16 protein-coding genes and 1 tRNA gene are annotated in these 18,300 nt (G+C 53.9%); all 17 read right to left on the bottom strand.

The genetic code is table 11. From position 1 onward, the window contains the following. Window positions 1-304 precede the first annotated feature (304 nt). The 17 genes from ACR0DK_RS03360 to cobT all read right to left on the bottom strand — a co-directional run bounded on the left by ACR0DK_RS03360 (window position 305) and on the right by cobT (window position 18,229). The gene (locus ACR0DK_RS03360) at window positions 305-3,439 is read right to left on the bottom strand and encodes a type I restriction endonuclease subunit R (RefSeq protein ID WP_480734750.1); all 3,135 of its coding nucleotides are present in this window, start codon (window positions 3,437-3,439) and stop codon (window positions 305-307) included. Next, window positions 3,432-4,697, bottom strand: a complete 1,266-nt coding sequence (locus ACR0DK_RS03355) for an AAA family ATPase (protein WP_480734749.1) — start codon at window positions 4,695-4,697, stop codon at window positions 3,432-3,434. Before ACR0DK_RS03355 ends, ACR0DK_RS03360 begins: the two co-directional genes overlap by 8 nt. Beyond that, window positions 4,698-5,960, bottom strand: a complete 1,263-nt coding sequence (locus ACR0DK_RS03350; RefSeq protein ID WP_480734748.1) for a restriction endonuclease subunit S — start codon at window positions 5,958-5,960, stop codon at window positions 4,698-4,700. After that, entirely contained in the window at window positions 5,957-7,504 is a 1,548-nt protein-coding gene (locus ACR0DK_RS03345) for a type I restriction-modification system subunit M (RefSeq protein WP_480734747.1), read from the bottom strand. The genes ACR0DK_RS03350 and ACR0DK_RS03345 overlap by 4 nt, the downstream gene beginning before the upstream one ends. After that, a complete protein-coding gene (locus ACR0DK_RS03340; protein WP_480734746.1) occupies window positions 7,501-7,671 on the bottom strand; it encodes a helix-turn-helix domain-containing protein in 171 nt (56 codons plus the stop codon). Before ACR0DK_RS03340 ends, ACR0DK_RS03345 begins: the two co-directional genes overlap by 4 nt. A gap of 502 nt (window positions 7,672-8,173) precedes the next feature. Next, window positions 8,174-8,248, bottom strand: a tRNA-Phe gene (locus ACR0DK_RS03335). 79 nt (window positions 8,249-8,327) lie between these two features. Then, window positions 8,328-8,510: a DNA gyrase inhibitor YacG gene (locus ACR0DK_RS03330; protein WP_480734745.1), complete on the bottom strand. Its 183-nt coding sequence runs from the start codon at window positions 8,508-8,510 to the stop codon at window positions 8,328-8,330. Then, window positions 8,507-9,529, bottom strand: coding sequence for a ribonuclease E/G (locus ACR0DK_RS03325; protein ID WP_480734744.1), 1,023 nt, complete (start codon window positions 9,527-9,529; stop codon window positions 8,507-8,509). The genes ACR0DK_RS03330 and ACR0DK_RS03325 overlap by 4 nt, the downstream gene beginning before the upstream one ends. Continuing rightward, complete coding sequence (locus ACR0DK_RS03320) at window positions 9,526-10,104, bottom strand: Maf family protein (RefSeq protein ID WP_480734743.1); 579 nt, start codon at window positions 10,102-10,104, stop codon at window positions 9,526-9,528. Before ACR0DK_RS03320 ends, ACR0DK_RS03325 begins: the two co-directional genes overlap by 4 nt. Before the next feature lie 10 nt (window positions 10,105-10,114). Then, window positions 10,115-10,333 carry a translation initiation factor IF-1 gene (gene infA, locus ACR0DK_RS03315; protein WP_005978431.1) on the bottom strand — a complete coding sequence of 73 codons (219 nt, stop codon included), beginning with the start codon at window positions 10,331-10,333 and terminating at the stop codon, window positions 10,115-10,117. Window positions 10,334-10,423: 90 nt separating this feature from the next. Then, window positions 10,424-11,299: a carbon-nitrogen hydrolase family protein gene (locus ACR0DK_RS03310; RefSeq protein WP_170565201.1), complete on the bottom strand. Its 876-nt coding sequence runs from the start codon at window positions 11,297-11,299 to the stop codon at window positions 10,424-10,426. Between the two features lie 333 nt (window positions 11,300-11,632). After that, window positions 11,633-11,869 (bottom strand): hypothetical protein, encoded by a 237-nt coding sequence (locus tag ACR0DK_RS03305; RefSeq protein ID WP_170597494.1) that lies wholly within the window; start codon window positions 11,867-11,869, stop codon window positions 11,633-11,635. A gap of 133 nt (window positions 11,870-12,002) precedes the next feature. Further along, a complete protein-coding gene (locus tag ACR0DK_RS03300) occupies window positions 12,003-12,557 on the bottom strand; it encodes a DUF333 domain-containing protein (protein ID WP_170402456.1) in 555 nt (184 codons plus the stop codon). An 86-nt stretch (window positions 12,558-12,643) separates the two neighbouring features. Next, window positions 12,644-12,988 (bottom strand): DUF427 domain-containing protein, encoded by a 345-nt coding sequence (locus ACR0DK_RS03295; RefSeq protein WP_170392698.1) that lies wholly within the window; start codon window positions 12,986-12,988, stop codon window positions 12,644-12,646. 63 nt (window positions 12,989-13,051) lie between these two features. Further along, window positions 13,052-14,842 carry an aminopeptidase P family protein gene (locus ACR0DK_RS03290; RefSeq protein ID WP_480734742.1) on the bottom strand — a complete coding sequence of 597 codons (1,791 nt, stop codon included), beginning with the start codon at window positions 14,840-14,842 and terminating at the stop codon, window positions 13,052-13,054. Between the two features lie 77 nt (window positions 14,843-14,919). Then, entirely contained in the window at window positions 14,920-16,086 is a 1,167-nt protein-coding gene (locus ACR0DK_RS03285; protein WP_170392696.1) for an alpha/beta hydrolase, read from the bottom strand. A 265-nt stretch (window positions 16,087-16,351) separates the two neighbouring features. Then, window positions 16,352-18,229, bottom strand: a complete 1,878-nt coding sequence (gene cobT, locus ACR0DK_RS03280; protein ID WP_170392695.1) for a cobaltochelatase subunit CobT — start codon at window positions 18,227-18,229, stop codon at window positions 16,352-16,354. Window positions 18,230-18,300 lie beyond the last annotated feature (71 nt).

The raw sequence follows: 18,300 nt of genomic DNA, 5'->3' as shown, positions 1-18,300 counted from the left end.
CGCGTGAATTTGAGCTGAGAGTTGAAAGTTATCGTGCCGGGCAACTCACGCTGATAACGCGAGTTCATTTCTATGCGGTGTCAGCTTGCGTACTGCGGGTTAGGCTGCCAAAATCCGAGCTTCCAGTTCGCTGGAGATCGGACAAAATGGTTTGCCAATGGCACATCAGCAAAAAGGACGGGCGAAGAGTGACCGGCCCCCGATCAAGCAATTGGTCCATTGAAGATTGAAAGCTTTTACTGAACACAAAGGCCGTGCGTTGCTGCGACCGCCAAGATATTGTTCTAGATCGCGCCATGTTTCTCTAAACCTGTCCCCCCACGCCTTTGAATTTTTCGACGAACGATGAGATCTTTTCATAAACAGTAGTCTTCTTGGTGCGAAACTGTGGGTTAAGAGGGCTCATCTTCGGTAGTACGGCATTTAAGTCAGCGCCGTTTTCACTTGCAAACTCGCGTTTTATTGAAGCAGAAATATAGCGCCTTGCTGCATCAGAATTTAGACCTTCCGACTTGATAAGCTCTTCAACCTCTTTGCTTTGTTCTGCCTGAGCAAAGGAGAAAAATGCATCGATCACACCGACCTTGTCATCAAAGTGATCAAGATCGGTCCGGTTGATGAAGTCCACAATCAGGCTCTCTTTGGCTCGATTTCCAAGGCTGCCACGAATGACGCGGCGAGCTTCCTCAATCAGATCCCTCTTACTCTCCGCTTTCTTGGTTTTCTCAAAAATTAACTCGAGGATGTAGTCGAGGTTGATCTCTTGCGATTTTAGAAGATCCACTTCAAAAACAACATCATCCCACTCGATTTTGCTCTGTTCCTGTTCAACCGAAGACTTTTCTTTGCGCAGCCAATCGCGAATGTCATTGTATGTAGATCGATAGTCTTGAATTGCTCGATCTGAAGGCAGGTCTATAGCGTCTAGGTCTCGAAGGTCCTCGTCACTCAAGTAATGCTTTTGCTTAAACTCCTCAACTGCAGATGGATCTGCAAAATCTATGTCTTGATAAGCCTTCAATGCTGCAAACTCGTCGTAGTTCCGGAGTACGTTCTCAACCCTCAGATACTCGCCAAAGAGCTTCGCAAATTCTTTCTTGTCTGCTTCTTTGACGATCTCGTCTGGCTTCGGAAACCGTCCAGATAGCTCTTTCAAAACATCAATGAATCCGCGCCGCGCCGCTCCGGTTTCCTGATCAACGAAACCTTTCATATACTCGTCGTAGCTCTTCTCCAACACGACGTTCTTTGTGTTCTTGTCACCAAACAAGGTGATGGCATCAACCGTCGCTTGCTCAAGGTCCCTGAACGCTACAATATTGCCAAATGTTTTGGTCGCGTCGTAGATTCGATTGGTTCGGGAGAACGCTTGCATCAATCCGTGAAAGCGAAGATTTTTGTCGACAAACAAGGTATTAAGCGTTGGCGCGTCAAAGCCTGTCAGGAACATACCGACGACAATAAGTAAGTCTACTTCCTTGGAGCGAACGCGGCTGGCAAGGTCGCGGTAGTAATTTTGGAAACCATTGCTATCGACACTGAAACTCGTTTTGAAGAAGGCATTGTAGTCATCGACTGCGGCGCTCAGAAACTCCTTGGAGCTGCTATTCATCGCCGAAACGTTGAAGCTCTCGTCTTGGATATCCCCGATCGCGTCTTGCTGTTCGTTGGCTGCAAAAGAGAAGATCGTCGCAATCTTCAGCGGCTTTGCACTGTCAGCTTGCAGAGCGTTTAAGGTTTCATAGTATAGCTTTGCGGCATCTACACTGCTGACAGCAAACATGGCATTAAACCCACTGCTGCCTGCTTGCATCCGGTGAGTTTTTTGCCGGAAGTTGTTCAGAATATACTGCGATACTTCCCGAAGACGTTCTGGATGAAGAAGAGCTTGCTTGTTTTCAGCAGCGCTGAGCTTTTTTTCATCTTGCTCGGTTTCAAAGGCTTTGAACCGGGGGCGCACATCGTTGTAGTCGACCTTGAACTTCAAAACCTTTTCATCGCGAATTGCATCAGTGATCACATAGGAATGCAGTTTACGGCCAAAGACACTGGCAGTCGTCTCCGCCCCTAGAGCATTCCCCTTCCGGATCAGTTTGCCATCAACGATGTCATCTCCGAAAATTGGTGTTCCTGTGAAACCGAACTGGTAAAATCGTTGGAACTTCTTCTTCAGATTCTTCTGTGCCTCACCAAACTGGCTGCGATGGCATTCATCGAAAATGAAGACCGCCTGCTGTTCATAAACAGGCAGGTTAGTCTCTGATTTCATTAAGTTGTTCAGTTTTTGGATCGTCGTGACGATGATTTTGTTATCGTCCTTAGCCAAATTACGCTTCAACCCGGCTGTGCTGTCAGAGCCATTGACGCTGTCAGGAGAAAATCTCTGGTACTCTTTCATGGTCTGGTAGTCTAGGTCCTTCCGGTCCACGACGAAGAAGACTTTGTCGACGAAATCCAGCTCTGTTGCCAACCGTGCCGCCTTGAAACTCGTCAGAGTTTTGCCTGAGCCAGTGGTGTGCCAGATGAAACCACCGCTCTCCGGCTTCCTCCAGTTTTTGGCCTCATATGAACTCTTGATCTTCCATAGGATGCGTTCAGTCGCTGCAATCTGATAGGGGCGCATGATCAGCAACGTTTCGCTAACGTCAAAAACCGAATACTGCAACAGAACGTTCAGCAGCGTACTTTTCTGAAGGAAGGTTGCGGTGAAGTCCTTGAGGTCTTTGATTAGCTCGTTGTCCGCGTTCGCCCAGTTCATGGTGAAGTCGAAGCTGTTTTTGTTTCGCTTAGTCGTGTTTGCGAAATACCGGGTATCGGTTCCGTTCGAAATCACGAAGAGCTGCAAGAACTTGAACAGGGAATGCTCGCTGTTGAAGCTTTCCTTGCTGTAACGGTGAATCTGGTTGAAAGCTTCCCGGATCGCTACGCCGCGTTTCTTCAGTTCGATTTGAACCAACGGCAAACCATTTACCAAGATCGTCACGTCATAGCGATTAGCGTGTGTGCCGACCTGTTCAAACTGCTTTATCACCTGCAGTTTGTTGCGGGTCATATTCTTCTTGTCGACCAGGTAGATGTTCTGGATACGCCCGTCGTCAAAGACGAAATCATGGATGTAATCGTCATGTATCTTGCGGGTTTTGTCGACGATGCTGTCGCTCGGCTTGTCGAGGTAAGTCTCAACAAAGCGCTTCCATTCATCTCCCAAAAACTTGATGTTGTTCAGCTGTTCCAGCTGTTCCCGGACGTTGGCAAGCATCGCGTCTGGGTTCGTAAGGGTGGGCAGGAACTCATAACCTTGGTTGACCAAATCCTGCACAAGCTCACGTTCCAGATCGTCTTCGCTCTGGTAGCGATCAGCGGCGTCCCATTCCTTGTAGTACTTATCGAGAACGATGAAATTTTTTGTTTCCGCAATGGTTTTTGTTTGCTCAACCATTTTGGTTGTCCTGCTTCCAATAGCCGTAGTTGTCTACCAAATTTTTCAACAGGATCTTCACTGTGTTCTTCTCGGGTGGTGTGGGTTCGCGCATTTGCTCATGCGAAAGAGCAGAATGGCTGAAAGTGTTAATTGCACGTACATAAGCATTCTTGTCGCCAGGCGCGGTGTCAAGAAGATCAGCCCATTCTCGATACCCCAAGAATCCCGCAGTCTTTTCGTAAAGGTTTCGGAGAAGTACGAAGTGATAGCGCTCGACTTTGCTATCACCATTGTCGGGGGTCGCCTCTTCCAACACTCTCTTTAAATGTAAGTGATAGGAAAAGCTTTTGTTTGCATCGCCGGGCTTGACGTTCAGGTTGTATGTCCCATCTTCAAATCGCTCCAACAAATAGCACCCATCTTTTTTGCCTTTCTTTTTCATACCGAGTTCGTTGTGCAAGACGTTATAGAACAAAGGGCTATGAGTGGTGATAATGAATTTCAGTTGCTCTGGCGCAGACTTGACCAAAGAAGCTAGGTTCACGGCCAAACCTATCAGATGGTTTTCATCGAGCGAGCTCACCGGATCATCAATGAAGACATATTCCAGCTGATCGAATTGGCTGGTACTGCGCTCCTCAGCTTCTGGGACATTTAGGACAGAGACCACTTCTTCGAGCAATGTGTAGAAAATGCTCCAGACAAAAACGCTCTCCTCGCCCTTCGAGATCTTGAAGTTGCCGATTTCCTCGTCGTCGCCCGTATCTATTGAAAACGTCACTTCGGAAAAAGCCTTGACCGTCGTTTCATTCTCATTTGCGTCTTGGCGCGTGTATTCCTGGTTGAACGTTGGAGTTAACTTTTCATTTGCATATCGCTGAAAGTTCTTGGTGATGTTAATCTCTTGTCCCTGATCAACCAAGATCCAGTCGGTGAAGGTGTTTGGCTGAATCATCAACTTGGGGTCACTGTCACCAAGAAGGTCATTGTCCCAGAAAAACAGATCTTCAGTGAAGGCGTTATAATAAAGGACTTTTTCGCGCGAGAGCTCACCATCTTCCCCATCCTTTAACTTTGGAGCGATCAGTTCTTTGAGTGCACGAGACAGCCGCGTCTTGCCGGTGCCATTGAAGGCATAAATCAACTGTACTTTCGGGACAGGTTTTGTTTGCTCAATTTCCCTGGGGGGAATCTGCTTTGTTTCCTTTGTCACAGTGGTTCGAATGGTCTGTGGCGTACTTAGCTGCCGCGCAATCTCTTCGAGGGTTTGACTCATTTACGATTCCCCCTTGGGTTTGGGGAAGTTCAAAAGTAGGTCCCGGTAGTATTCATGCTGCAGCTGACGCAACTTGATTTCACGCGGAAGCCCCTCACTGAGCGATGTGGTCAGCGTGTCGAATTTATCGAGGATTTTGACGACGCGCTCTTGCTCTTCAGAAGAGGGGACAGGAATCAAGATCTTGGCAAGGTTGTCGGCATTGACGCGCCTGACTTTTGCACCGGTTATGTACACACGTTTCTGTTTATGAAACTGCTCGGATTGGAAGAAGTACGCGACAAACTTTGGGTTCAATTTGTGCGAGAAAAAGCATGCATCGCTGCTGACGGCGATACCCTCATCTCCCAACCAAGCTACCGCTTTGCAAACGTCGTCGTCGTTCTCACTTGTGGTCGCAATCACCAAATCACCTGGCTTGGCGATGCGAGCTTTCTTCGCAAACTCCTCTGAAACAAAGCTCTTCGTTGTGTGGGCATAGGTTCCGTAGTGGGTGTAAATTTGACCGTAGTGAATGCAACCAACCCCTGACTCCGCGAAGTCTTTCTTTTGGAGGCCGCCCCCGCGCGTAAAGGTTCCCACCCTCTCGTCACCCAAAGGCAAATGCTCAACATCTTGGCCCTCATACTCTAGCAATTTCTCTCTATAGTGGCTGTATTGCTGCTTGCGGGCCCTAAGCTCGACTGTCAGCTCGGCTGTCAGCTCGGTGAAGTTGTCCAAAATCCGAACAATCTCTGTTTGGATTGCGAGTGATCTTTTGGGGTCTTCTGGACTTGGAATGGGAACTGAGAGCCTCTCCATGTCGCTCTTTCTAATTGACGGCACAGCGCCAGAGTCACTAGCAAGCGAGCTGAGATTTACAATCTGCATCCAATGAAAAAGAAATCTAGAGACGATTTTTTTATTTGGAATCAAACCCATAACATTATTGTCGTACGCAGACGGGGCTGACAAGATTCGCTTCTTGTTTGTTGCAATCGTTGCACCAATTTTTGGGAAGATGATGGTGCCTGCGGGCGCGGGCTTAACGCCTAGCTTGGCAGCTGTTGTATCATCGATAAAGTTATTAGCATTAATCATGGTTGTTTCGTTGCCAACAAGGTTCATGTCGCTGACCTTATAAAAGGGACAAGACCCCTCCGTTTCTCCTTGATAAGCCCTTGGGAAGCCCCAGCCACTACGCACTTCCGCAACAACAGACATCGGCTTCCACTCTATAGCCGCCCCATCAAGCAGCTTTTCGAGAAAGCTAAGATTGCTCATTCTTCGATCTCCGCAACTATTGCGTCGATGTCTGCACGTAGCTGATTGATCTTGGTGACAGTGGTTTCAAGATCAGCATTCAACTTGGTGATACTCACGACCTCGCGGGTGTTTTTGGACTCTACATAAGCGCTGACCGACAGGTTGTAGTCTTTCTCGACAATCGTGTCGTAAGGGACGGTTTCAGCTACGTGGGGCACATTGGCTTTGTTGTCGAACCTCATCATGATCTCGGCAATGTGCCGGTCATCCATTATGTTGATGTTTCCATCCTTGCGGAAAAAGGTGTCTTCCTCGGTAGCATCTATGAATTGGACAGCCGTGTCGGACTTGTTCTTGGCCAACACAAGGATGTTCACAGCGATGGACGTACCAAAAAATAGGTTCGGCGCGAGGGAAATCACCGTTTCGACGAAGTTGTTATCGACCAGATACTTGCGGATTTTCTGCTCTGCCCCGCCACGGTAGAAGATACCAGGGAAACAAACTATCGCAGCCCGCCCCTTGGCCGATAGGTAGTGCAACGAGTGAAGGACAAAGGCAAAATCTGCCTTTGATTTCGGGGCCAGCACACCTGCTGGGGCAAAACGGTCATCGTTGATCAACGTTGGATCATCTGAACCCTTCCAATTCACAGAGTAAGGCGGATTCGAAACGATGGCATCAAAGGGCCTATCATCTCCAAAATGCGGCTCCGTCAACGTGTTGCCGTATTGTATGTTGAACTTATCGTAGTTGATGTTGTGCAAGAACATGTTCATGCGAGCAAGGTTGTACGTAGTGTAATTGATTTCCTGCCCGAAGAAGCCGTCCTCAACGATATGGTTCTCAAACTCTTCCTTGGCCTGCAAAAGCAGCGACCCAGACCCCGCCGCTGGATCGTAGATCTTGTTGACGCTGGTCTGCTTATGCATGGCCAGTTTGGCGATGAGTTTAGACACATGGGTCGGCGTGAAGAACTCACCGCCGGATTTGCCCGCGTTGGCGGCGTAGTTCGAGATCAAGAACTCATATGCGTCGCCGAATAGATCGTTCTTGTTGTCTTCAAATTTCAGCTGCAAGCCTGCCACGCCTTTGAGGACCTCAGCCAGCCTTTCGTTCTTCTGTTTGACCGTGCTGCCTAGGCGGTTGCTGGTGGTGTCGAAATCAGCAAAGAGGCCTTTGATATCCTGCTCGGATGGGTAGCCACTCGCCGAAGCCTCGATCGCTGAAAAGATCTCCGCTAGGTCGGTGTTCAGGCTATCGTTCTTGCTCGCGGTCTTCACCACAATTTGAAACAGTTGGCTGGGATAGATGAAGTAGCCCTTGGTCTTGATCGCGTCGTCTTTAACTTCATCGGGGATCTCAGCGTCGGACATACCGGCATAGTTGATGCTGTCGTCGCCACCTTCGATGTATTTGGTGAAGTTCTCGCTGATAAATCGATAGAACAAAGCGCCCAAGACAAACTGCTTGAAGTCCCAGCCGTCAACCGCACCACGTACCCGGTTTGCGATGCTCCAGATTTCTCTGCGCAATGCCTCCGCCTGTTGTTGCCCAGTCATTTTTGTTCCCCTTCTTGTTTTTGTTCCCACTCGACAAACCATCGGTCGATCTCGCTTTTGCGAAATCGCCATGCCTTTCCCACCTTGAACCCGGGAACCTTGCCCTCAGATGCGAACCGATAAGCCGCTTTCTCGGCGATTTTGAGATACTCAGCTAAGTTTTTCACGGTTCAAATGTCTTGATTGGGCATTTCGAAAATGTCCTCTGTGCGGGATTTGGGTTGAAACTAGTAGACACCAATTGAACGAACAAGTGTGGTTCAGAAACCGTTCACTTGGTCGCACGTTGAGGAATTACAAAATGACGGAAAAATGATGACGCGACTTTATGACTTTCGACTGCAGTTCGCTTTTGACTGCCGCTGAATTTGACTTCGAAAACCAAAAGAACGACGGCTTCACTTCAGATACTCAAGATTTCGCGGCAAGCCTGTTGTAGGCATATGAAAAACTCAGCGCAATCAAGCGATGATGCTCTTGAGGCTGCTCCAGATGGATGGCCGATGAAACTAAACTATCCACCTAGCTCGAGTAGCCTTTACGGAAGTTTGCTTTCCTAAAGGCCATAGAGCGCCGCAACTTCCACGAACAATGGGTGTATAAATAGGGGGATATAGATAGCATTATTTTCAAAAATATATCTAATATCAGATATTTAAGAATTTTTAATGGTGCCCGGGGGCGGAATCGAACCACCGACACGAGGATTTTCAATCCACTGCTCTACCCCTGAGCTACCCGGGCACGGGAATGGCGTTTGCCATTGGGTGGAGGCCTTCTATGACTTGCCACAGGCAGTGTCCAGAGGCTTTTTGACATTTTTTCAATGCGGGCGAGACGTGGGGCTTTCGGTTGGTTCCGAGGTCGTCTCGGCGTCTTCTTCACGTTGCGATGGCACCGCATAAGAACCGTTTAGCCATTTTGCCAGATCGATATCCGTGCAGCGTTTGGAGCAGAATGGTCGAAAGGCCTGCTGGGTATCTTCTCCGCAGATCGGGCAGCTCATTTCAGGATCTCCGTCAATGGGATACGACCACGTTTGCGCTGTAGTTCGAAATGGCCAAGCGGGGTCCAACCGGCCAGGATCGTCTCATCAGGATCGGACTTGAATGCCGCCCGCAAGGCCGATTCGAAACCCCTCCGGTCTTTCTTGGGCATCGGTGCAAGGTCCAGAGTGATCTGCCCCCCCAACCCGCGCACGCGCAGGGCGCGCGGCAGGGCTTTGGCGCAGGCGAAGTTAGCTTTGGTTCCCGCTGCGAGAGATGTGTCGGCGCCGGTGTTCACATCCACCGCAACCAGCGCGCGGGTCGGTTGGATATAGAGGTGTCCTCCACCGGGAAGCGTTTCGGAAATCCCCTTTGCTGTATCGAGCGCATCAACGACACCGTGGTCCTCAAATCCACCGGATGTGGTCACGACCTCGGCCGGGTCCGTCCAATCACGCCAGGCCAGGATATGCGGACCATCGCCCTCGCTCAGCAATTCTGGTTCACTGCCCGTATCAGCCAATACCTGCTCGGCAAGTGCCAACATGGCTGTGATATCTTCAGCGATTTCATCTGCATCCGCCGTCTGACAGCACGAGCGCAGGATCAGGCCGTGCGTGCTGTTTCCCATTTGCTCATGCGCGATTTCGAGAAGTTGGTCGCGCGTATCTTCATCACGGATACGGCGCGAGATGTTCAGGCCGGGCGCGTCAGGTGTCACGATCGCAAAGCGGCTTTTGAACAAAATACGGTTCGAGACGGGTATGGCTTTGCCGGGCTCGGCATATCCGGTCACCTGCACCAGTAGCAAAGCGCCGGGTGCCAACCCTTTGACTTGCCTCAGAAAAGCCGGGCCGTCGGGTGTGGTGAGAAACATGCCGCCCTGACCTTTGACCGGGCGATCGGCGCGGGCGCGGTAGATCGTACCTGGCGCAGGGGCATCTGTGGCGATCAGGAAATCGTCGAGAATACCATCCACCATCAGAGCTGCAGCTTCGCGTCCCTGAATATGATCCAGAATGATGGTACGACCCTTCATGAAACCTCGCGATATAAGGGATAGCCGATGCCTTGCAGCAGTGCAGCAGTTTCGGACAGGGGCAGGCCGACGATACCGGTGAACGAGCCTGAAATCCACGGGATGAACGCACCGGCAGGACCTTGTATTGCATAGGCTCCGGCCTTGCCCTGCCAGTCATCCGTCGCAAGATAGGCATTGATTTCGCTGTCGGACAGACGTTTCACTTTTACCTGAGAAACCACATCACGCTCGAGGATTTTAGCCCCGCGCCGCACAGCGACCGAAGTGATCACCCGATGGCGTCGGCCGGACAGGGCGTGCAGAAACTCAGCAGCTTGTCCCGCGTCTTCGGGTTTGCCAAGAATGCGGCGACCCAGTGCGACCGTTGTGTCGGCACATAAGGTGATATCATCGCTATCAGCTTGAACAGCCTGAACTTTTTGCCGCGTGATGCGGCTGCAATAGGGGGCTGGCAGTTCGCCTTTCAGCGGCGTTTCATCGATATCCGGCGGACGGATCGCATCGGGCCGAACGCCAAGCTGCGCCAGCAGGTCCAGCCGCCGCGGGCTGCCCGATCCGAGGATAAACGCCATGTACGAAGCGTTACTTGAAGCGATAGTTGATCCGACCCTTGGTCAGATCATATGGGGTCATTTCGACCTGAACTTTGTCGCCGGCCAGAACACGGATGCGGTTCTTGCGCATCTTGCCTGCCGTATGTGCGATGATCTCATGGCCGTTTTCCAGCTCGACCCGAAACGTCGCATTAGGCAGGAGTTCCTTCACGACACCGGGAAATTCGAGCGTATCTTCCTTGGCCATGTTGTCTCCATCATTAGGTTGCACCTGCAGAATCTGCAGATCGTGCGCTTAAATGAGCCTATTTCGGCCTTATTTCAAGGGCGAAGTCACCTAAAGGGGTGATATTGTGACTGAATCGACCCGAGCGTCTTGCTCGGTCCAGTGCGTGCGGTTCAACACCCACCCGTCTGCGCGGACGTTTGCAATTGTGGACAGGTCGGCCTCGGCATAGGTCCAGCCGGCGGTATTCAGCGTGCCCTCGGCAAGCACTCCCGACGGTGGGAACCCGATATCGGGCGGGCCAAACACGCCACCCATGCCGGTATTCATGTCGACTGCTTCGGACCATTCATTGCCGCCAACTAACGATGACATTACCGTAACACATTGATTTTCAAGGGCACGAGACATGGCACCGATCCGCACACGCCAATACCCGGACAGGGCTTCGGTGCAGGATGGAACGAGGATCAAATCGGCCTCGCTCAGGGCCCGACCCAAGAGAGGGAACTCACTGTCATAGCAGATCAGAACGCCGATTTTACCCAATGCGGTATCAAACAGCTTCAACGAACTGCCCGGGGCGATGTCCCAGGCCTCGCGTTCAAACCGTGTCATGATCTGCTTGTCCTGATGATCGAGACGACCGTCAGGAGCGTAGAACATTGCGCGGTTCACCGGGCGCCCTGGTCCGTCGATGACCGGGGCGGAAGCCCCCAGAATGTATGTGTTGTACATCTTTGCAAGGCGCGAATGCACAACTTGTACATCTTCCATCCGGTCGGAAACCGCCCGGATTGAGCGTTCGAGATCACCGGCCACCTTAGGGCCGTCGAGCGTCGACAACTCCATTGCGCCGTATTCGGGAAAGACCAGAAGGTCGGCACCTTGTCCCGCGGCCTCGGAAACCCATGCCTCAAGTTTGTCTTCATATTGAGCCCAACTATCGAGCCAATCGAGGTCGTAGGCGGCGGTGGCGATTTTCATTCCCGAGTCCTATGTCTGGTCGCTGCGCGACACTAGAACAGCAGATCGTCCAGGGCTACTGCAATCGCGGTACGGGTGGTTCTAAAACCTATGTTGCGACTTACTGTTTCGAGGCAGGGGTGTGTGTATTGGCAGGCTTTCTCGGCTGCCGGTGCAGAGATTGCATCGAATGGCTGATCAGAGGTCGATTTGACCTATCGAAGAACCTGAACGAAACAGGCAAGGAACTCCACCTCGGGCATCAGTTTTTCAAGTTCCTCAAGCGTGCGAAGGGGCAGTTTTACATCAAGAACATTGGCCCCGGGGATATCGACTCACAGAAACAAGGCGTTGTCATTTGTAACGGCATCGTGCACCAAGGATGCGGCCAGAAGGGCAAATCCGGGGATCAGGTATGTCCTCGATCTGGTCGGTCAGGCTGGTTTGCGAAATCCCGAAAAAGCGGTGAAACGCTTTGTCCAGACCTTCGTGAATCTCGAACCCTTCATCGAAAGCGAGGAAGGCGAACCCCAGTGTAATCAGCAGCCAGATAATATGCTTGCGTTGCAGGAAAACCTGAAAATTAGCCAAGGCGACTTAATGGACGCGATCAGGCTGTCGCAAAACGGTCACTACCACGCGCTCTGATCGTCGGTAAACTGCGGTTCAATCGGGGCTTCAAGTTCATTTGGGTGTGGATGTCGGGCTTGATTACCGGATCGGATTACTCGGGATTTTCCGCACGGAACAGGGCCCATGCGTCCTGCGAGGTGCCGTCCGGCTTGGTGCATATACCCACCTGACCCGAACCAGTGTCTTTGATCTTGTAGCTGCCGCCGATCTCAAGGCAGTAGGCTGCTGCGGGGTTCACCACCTGATGCGTTTTTCCATGTGCCTTGCGGTACAGCTCCCATGCATCGGCGGACGTACCGTCGCTCAGTGCGCAGCGAGACGTGGTCAGGTCATATTCGCCTCCAATTGAGCCACAGTACACGGCGGCGGGATTTGCAAGGCCGACCGGCTTGCTGCCATCCGCGCCCGCATGGTGTTCACGAAAATAGGTCCAGGCATCGATCCGGGTGCCGTCGGGTAATTGGCAGATACCGCTCTGACCGTCCGGGCCGTCATGTATACCGTAGAGCCCGCCTTGCGCGATGCAATATGTTGCCGCGGGATTGGCCAGACCGGTGTTGGCAGAGCTTGCGGCGGGCAGGGCCATTGAAAAGGCCATCGTCAGGGCCGCAATCGGGCCTGCGGAATTCAATAGACGCTTTGTCATGGTCACCTCGCAACATTGTGGACAGGGCAGGTTCTGAGGATTTTCGCCGTTTTGCAGATCGATCCGGTCCTGCACGGATACTTGGATCAGAGTTGTTCCACCTTGATCGAGTCTGCGGGATAAAAGGCCAAGTGATCCTTGATTTCGGCCACCGCGTCGATCGGGTTTTCATAACTCCAAGCGGCGTTTTCGGTGACTGAGGATTTGTTTACGATCGAGAAATGCGTGGCGTCTCCCTTGCCTGCGCATTGGGTGACTTTGTTGGTCCGATCCAGAAAGGCCATCGCAATGTCCGCACGCGGGAAGTAGATAACCGGGTCTTTGTCGCCTTCCAGAAGTTCCAGCGCGTTGTTGGTTTCACCCAAAATCGCGCCGCCTGAGCGGACGCTCCATTTGCCCGGTGCTTTGCGGATCGTGATGGTGTCTGTCATTCCTGTTCCTTCCCTCGTCGTGTCAGGGCTTCTCCTCTGCCCAAACTATGTAACAATCCGGTGTCAGACCGGTGCGGTTGCGGCATCCAACCACAGTTGAGCGGCGTCGCCCAGCCTTGGCCGGACTTTTTCCGCCACGTCGCGGTGATAGGCGTTCAGCCAAGCGCGTTCCTCTCGTGTCAGCATATCGACTACAATCAAACGCCTGTCGATTGGGACATAAGTCAGCGTACGCCAGTTCAGCATGGCGCGTTCGTCGTCACCGCTGGGCAGGTTTGGGGCCTCTTCCACTACGACAAGGTTCTCAAGCCGGATGCCAAAAGCACCCTCGCGGTAATATCCCGGCTCGTTCGACAGGATCATACCCGGCTCAAGCGGGACATGGCTGACCCGAGACAGACGCTGGGGGCCTTCATGCACGCTGAGATAGGTACCGACCCCATGACCGACCCCATGGTTGAAATCCTGCCCGGCCAGCCACAGCGGCAGCCGCGCTACGCATTCGATATCGCGTCCTGCCAAGCCAACAGGCCAGCGTAGCATCGACATGGCGATCATGCCTTTGAGGACGCGTGTAAAGCAGTCCTTTTCCTCATCCCCAACATCACCGATTGCAATTGTGCGGGTGATATCGGTGGTGCCGTCCAGATATTGCCCACCGCTGTCCAGCACCAGCAGGTGACCGTTTTCCAGCCTGCTGTCGGTTTCCTCGGTCACGCGATAATGCATGATGGCCCCGTTCGGCCCGGTGCCCGCGATGGTGTCGAATGAGATATCCTGCAGCGCGTTGTCCCGGCGGCGGCTTTCTTCCAGCCGCGTTACTACCTGTGTCTCGGTCAGGGTGCCGGGCTTCTGCGTGTCCAGCCAACACAGCAGTTCGATCACCGCTGCGGCATCTCGCAGATGTGCCTCGGCCGTGCCTGCGATTTCGGCCGGGTTCTTGCGGGCTTTGGGCAGGGCGCAGGGATCGCCGCCATCGACCATACGGTCCCCCAACGCATCCGCTATGATCTGCGGAACCGTTCCCGGATCGACCTGTACCTTGCCTTCAAGTGCCTCAACCGCTGTCAGGAACGCGTCGGGTTGGTGTTGGGTGACCTGCGGGCCCAGATGATCCCCGATCCCGGTCAGTTTGGCAGCGGCCATGAACAGATCCACCCGCCCATCACCGTGCAGGATGGCAAAGCCATGGGCCACAGGGTTGTATGCGATGTCCGCGCCGCGAATGTTCAACAGCCACATGATCGAATCCGGCAAGGTGATCACCGCTGCCGCACGATCTGCGCTCTGCAGGTCACTCGCGAGGCGCTTGATTTTGCTCTCGGCGCTTTCACCTGCAAATTCAATCGGATGTGCCCTGACAGGATTCATCGGAGGGTCGGGTTGATCCGCCCAAATTCGGTCTACAAGGTTATCACAGCGCACCAGTTCGACGCCGCTGCCTTCAAGCTCTTTCTGTGCAGACGAAATCTGTCCTGCAGCGTGGAGCCACGGATCAAACCCGACTTTGCCGCCATTTGGCAATTGCTCTTTCAACCAGGCGCTCAGGCTGACATCTGGCCATGGGACCGGCGTGTAATCCTGTGCGACCTGGGCCTTTACCTGAGTGCGATAGCGCCCGTCGATGAAAACCCCGGCAATGTCCGTGAGCGCCGCGCAAAACCCCGCAGAACCGGTGAATCCGGTAAGCCAGGCCAGCCTTTCATCCCGAGGGGCCACATATTCACCCTGATGCGCATCCGCACGCGGGATCAGGAAGCCCTGCAGGCCTTCGCGCGCCAGCTCGTCCCGCAAAGCGGCCAGTCGTGGTGGGCCTTGCTCGGGGCGTGCGGTCACTTCGAAACTCTGGAACATGGGCGGCCTCATTCGTCAGTCTTGCTGCGCGCAAACCTGCGGCCTGCGGTAGGAAATGTCCAGCGCCCCGGCGCACACTATTCTTCTGTCTCAAGAAAGCGTTGAATGGCCTGGATATACGGGTTGTAGGCCTCATTTCCAGGTAATGGTATCTGGTTGCCGGTCTCAAGGATCACGAGCGAGGCATTGGGGATTCCAGCCGCCAGTTTGCGCGCCTCGGACAGGGGGTGAACGGCTGTGTGCCGCCCGTGCAGAACCAGCGTGGGGCATTGCACCATCGGAAGAAGTTGCAGCACCGAGGTGCTATTGGCGATGTCACGGTAGTGAAGTCTCTCCTCGCTTGAATAAAGTGTCTGCAATTCATTGACCATGTGCCGAACGCTATCCAGCGGACCTTCTGGAAAATAGCTGAATTCAGCGCCCATAGCATAGCCGCTGCCCGGCGTGTTCCACCCTTCCGCGATCAGTGACCGGATCGAGTCGGGTTGTTTGGTATCTTCCCGGTAATCTCGCCCTTCTGCCCATCCGCCGGAGATAATCAGCTTGTCAATCCGCTCGGGGTGTCTTGCGGCGAAGTGTAGGGCAGGGAAGGTGCCGCCCATTTCACCGAGAATTGAAAAGCGGTCAAACCCCGCTGCATTCACGACGGTCAGGATTTCTTCTATTCTGCGGTCATACACCGCCTGATGGTCGATGTTTGAGCTGACGTCATTGTCCTTGTTGTAGCGTAACAGGCGGAAACGGTTTGCCATGTCCTGTAACCGGGTACGCTCGGACGGGATGCGCCATTCCGCCTCCAGATCGTGCACGACCGAACCGATGCGCAGCACCGGCAACCCATCACCGGAAAGCGTGTATGGAACAGCGCGACCCTTCGCACCGCGCGCGTAACGCAGCCGTTGCGTATGGTTGTCTACGCCTGAATCGGTGTCGGCGTCACAGGTCACATCCGCCGCCATTTGCAACCCGCGCCGTACGACTGTCCGAATGATCCGCTGCGCTTTGCCATCGTCGCCGACTGCTTTACGCGCCGCTGCAATTCGTGCGCTGATGGTAGAATCCGAGACAAAGCGGCCACTCCAAACACGCGCGATGATCTCGTCCCGGGGCACCAGCTTACCTGGGTGCTGGGCCAAGAGGACCAACAGATCGAATACCTGAGGTTCGATTGCGACGGGCTCACCCCGGCGGGTCAGGACGTGTCGATCCACATCCAGAATACAGTCTGCAAACTCATAGCGCATGGGGCAAATACACTCCGTTTCTCGCGGAACGACAAGGTTCAACAACAATCTCAAGGGTTTCTAGGGCGTATCTCAGGACCAGCTACAAGCAGGCCGGGCAGGGTTGGGACACTATCCAAGCAGATAAACAGGAGAACGAATGATGTTCCTGCCCTTCGATATAGCGCTTATGCGCTATCCGTTACGCCACCATAAGCAAAGTCGCCTTCAGCGGTGCAAAAACTGGCTTGGATGGCACTAAGTCTGCAATGTCGAAGCAGGGCCGTCAACTGGCCCGCTTCATCCCCATCACGCGCGCGCGGGCGCGCGGGTCGCTGTCGAACAGTGCGGCCAACTGCTCGGTCATAGCACCCGCAAGCTGCTCGACATCGGTGATCGTGACGGCGCGATCATAATAGCGGGTCACGTCATGGCCGATCCCGATGGCCAGCAATTCCACCATCTTGCGTTTTTCCACCATAGCAATCACGTCGCGCAGGTGTTTTTCCAGATAGTTCGCCGGGTTCACGCTGAGCGTTGAATCATCGACCGGCGCGCCATCCGAGATCACCATCAGGATCTTGCGGGCCTCACGCCGCGCGAGCATCCGGCGATGCGCCCATTCCAACGCCTCACCGTCGATGTTTTCCTTCAGCAGGCCCTCTTTCATCATCAGACCCAGATTGGGTCGCGCGCGACGCCATGGGGCATCGGCGCCTTTGTAGATGATGTGGCGCAGATCGTTCAGACGCCCCGGTTGCTGCGGGCGGCCATCGTTCAGCCACGCCTCGCGCGCCTGACCGCCTTTCCAGGCCCGGGTGGTAAAGCCCAGGATCTCGACCTTGACGTTGCAACGTTCCAGCGTCCGCGCCAGGACATCTGCACAGATCGCGGCAATCGAGATCGGACGGCCCCGCATCGAGCCGGAATTGTCCAGAAGCAGCGTCACCACTGTATCGCGGAATTCGGTATCTTTTTCGACCTTGAAGCTTAGCGGCGTGGTCGGGTTGGCCACGACACGCGCCAGACGTCCGGCATCCAGAATGCCTTCCTCGCGGTCGAATTCCCAAGACCGGTTCTGCTGCGCCTGCAGGCGGCGTTGCAACTTGTTGGCCAGACGGCTCACTGCGCCTTTCAGCGGTTCAAGCTGCTGGTCAAGGTACGCCCGCAGGCGCTCCAGTTCAGCCGGTTCCGCCAGATCCTCGGCAGCAATCTCTTCGTCATGGGTGTTCAGGTAGACCTTGTAGTCCGGATCAGCCTCGGATGCGGGCGGAGGAGCAGGGGGTTCCAGCGGAGCCTCGCCCTCGGGCATTTCAGCCTCATCGCCCATCTCATCCTCGGCCATCTCGTCCATCGAGACCTGGGCCTGAGACTGGTCCTGCTGTTCTTCCTGAGTTTGTTCAGGGGTTGCATCGGCGTCTTGTTCGTCCTGATCATCCTGCCCGGTGCTGTCGGGATCGGGCTGCTCTTCGGCATCTTCTTCGGCCTGATCTTCCTGTTCGTCGTCCAGTTCATCCGGGTCATCACCCAGCTGATCGCCGTAACCCAGATCTTTGATCATCTGTCGGGCAAACTTGGCAAATTCGGCCTGGTCCGAAAGGATTTCGTCAAGGTTTTCCAGCGTCCCGCCGGCCTGTTCCTCGATAAATCCGCGCCACAGGTTCATGACATTCTCGGCGGCAGGCGGCATGTCGCGGCCCGTGGCCAGATGCCGGATCAGATAGCCCGCCGCCACAGCCAATGGCGCATCCGCAGGCTGTTTGCACTGATCATAGCCGCGCCGGATCGCCTCATGCCCGATCTTGACGTCGATATTCGACGCGGTGCCGGGCATATCCCGCGCACCCATCGCCTCGCACCGGGCGGTCTCCATCGCCTCATAGAGATCCCGCGCCATATCACCCGGAGGGGCATATCGCGCATGGGTCGCGTCATCATGATATTTGCGTTGTAAAGCTAACGCGTCTGCCGTCCCGCGCGCCAAAAGAACCTCTTCGCGCGTCATCCGGCGAGAGACCTGCGGCAAACGCATCGACTCGCCCGACAGGCCCGATGGATCAACAGTGTAGCTCACCGACAATTCGGGGTCGTCGGCCATAACTTTAGTAGCCTCGGCCAGAGCCTTCTTGAACGGATCAGCAGGATTGTCGTTCTTCTGCACCATGTTCAATCGCCCTTTGTGTTGCAGTGACCCGCCGCATCAATGCGAAACCGGATCCCCCTTCATCTGGCCAA

The sequence above is a fragment of the Ruegeria sp. CE6 genome (assembly GCF_056537485.1).
This window is presented reverse-complemented; position numbering and strand designations above follow the sequence as displayed.

Coding starts and splice junctions, on each gene's coding strand:
- ACR0DK_RS03360 (WP_480734750.1), bottom strand. CDS start 3,439: ATGGTTGAGCAAACAAAAACCATTGCGGAAACAAAAAATTTCATCGTT.
- ACR0DK_RS03355 (WP_480734749.1), bottom strand. CDS start 4,697: ATGAGTCAAACCCTCGAAGAGATTGCGCGGCAGCTAAGTACGCCACAG.
- ACR0DK_RS03350 (WP_480734748.1), bottom strand. CDS start 5,960: ATGAGCAATCTTAGCTTTCTCGAAAAGCTGCTTGATGGGGCGGCTATA.
- ACR0DK_RS03345 (WP_480734747.1), bottom strand. CDS start 7,504: ATGACTGGGCAACAACAGGCGGAGGCATTGCGCAGAGAAATCTGGAGC.
- ACR0DK_RS03330 (WP_480734745.1), bottom strand. CDS start 8,510: ATGAGCTGCCCGATCTGCGGAGAAGATACCCAGCAGGCCTTTCGACCA.
- ACR0DK_RS03325 (WP_480734744.1), bottom strand. CDS start 9,529: ATGAAGGGTCGTACCATCATTCTGGATCATATTCAGGGACGCGAAGCT.
- ACR0DK_RS03320 (WP_480734743.1), bottom strand. CDS start 10,104: ATGGCGTTTATCCTCGGATCGGGCAGCCCGCGGCGGCTGGACCTGCTG.
- infA (WP_005978431.1), bottom strand. CDS start 10,333: ATGGCCAAGGAAGATACGCTCGAATTTCCCGGTGTCGTGAAGGAACTC.
- ACR0DK_RS03310 (WP_170565201.1), bottom strand. CDS start 11,299: ATGAAAATCGCCACCGCCGCCTACGACCTCGATTGGCTCGATAGTTGG.
- ACR0DK_RS03300 (WP_170402456.1), bottom strand. CDS start 12,557: ATGACAAAGCGTCTATTGAATTCCGCAGGCCCGATTGCGGCCCTGACG.
- ACR0DK_RS03295 (WP_170392698.1), bottom strand. CDS start 12,988: ATGACAGACACCATCACGATCCGCAAAGCACCGGGCAAATGGAGCGTC.
- ACR0DK_RS03290 (WP_480734742.1), bottom strand. CDS start 14,842: ATGTTCCAGAGTTTCGAAGTGACCGCACGCCCCGAGCAAGGCCCACCA.
- ACR0DK_RS03285 (WP_170392696.1), bottom strand. CDS start 16,086: ATGCGCTATGAGTTTGCAGACTGTATTCTGGATGTGGATCGACACGTC.
- cobT (WP_170392695.1), bottom strand. CDS start 18,229: ATGGTGCAGAAGAACGACAATCCTGCTGATCCGTTCAAGAAGGCTCTG.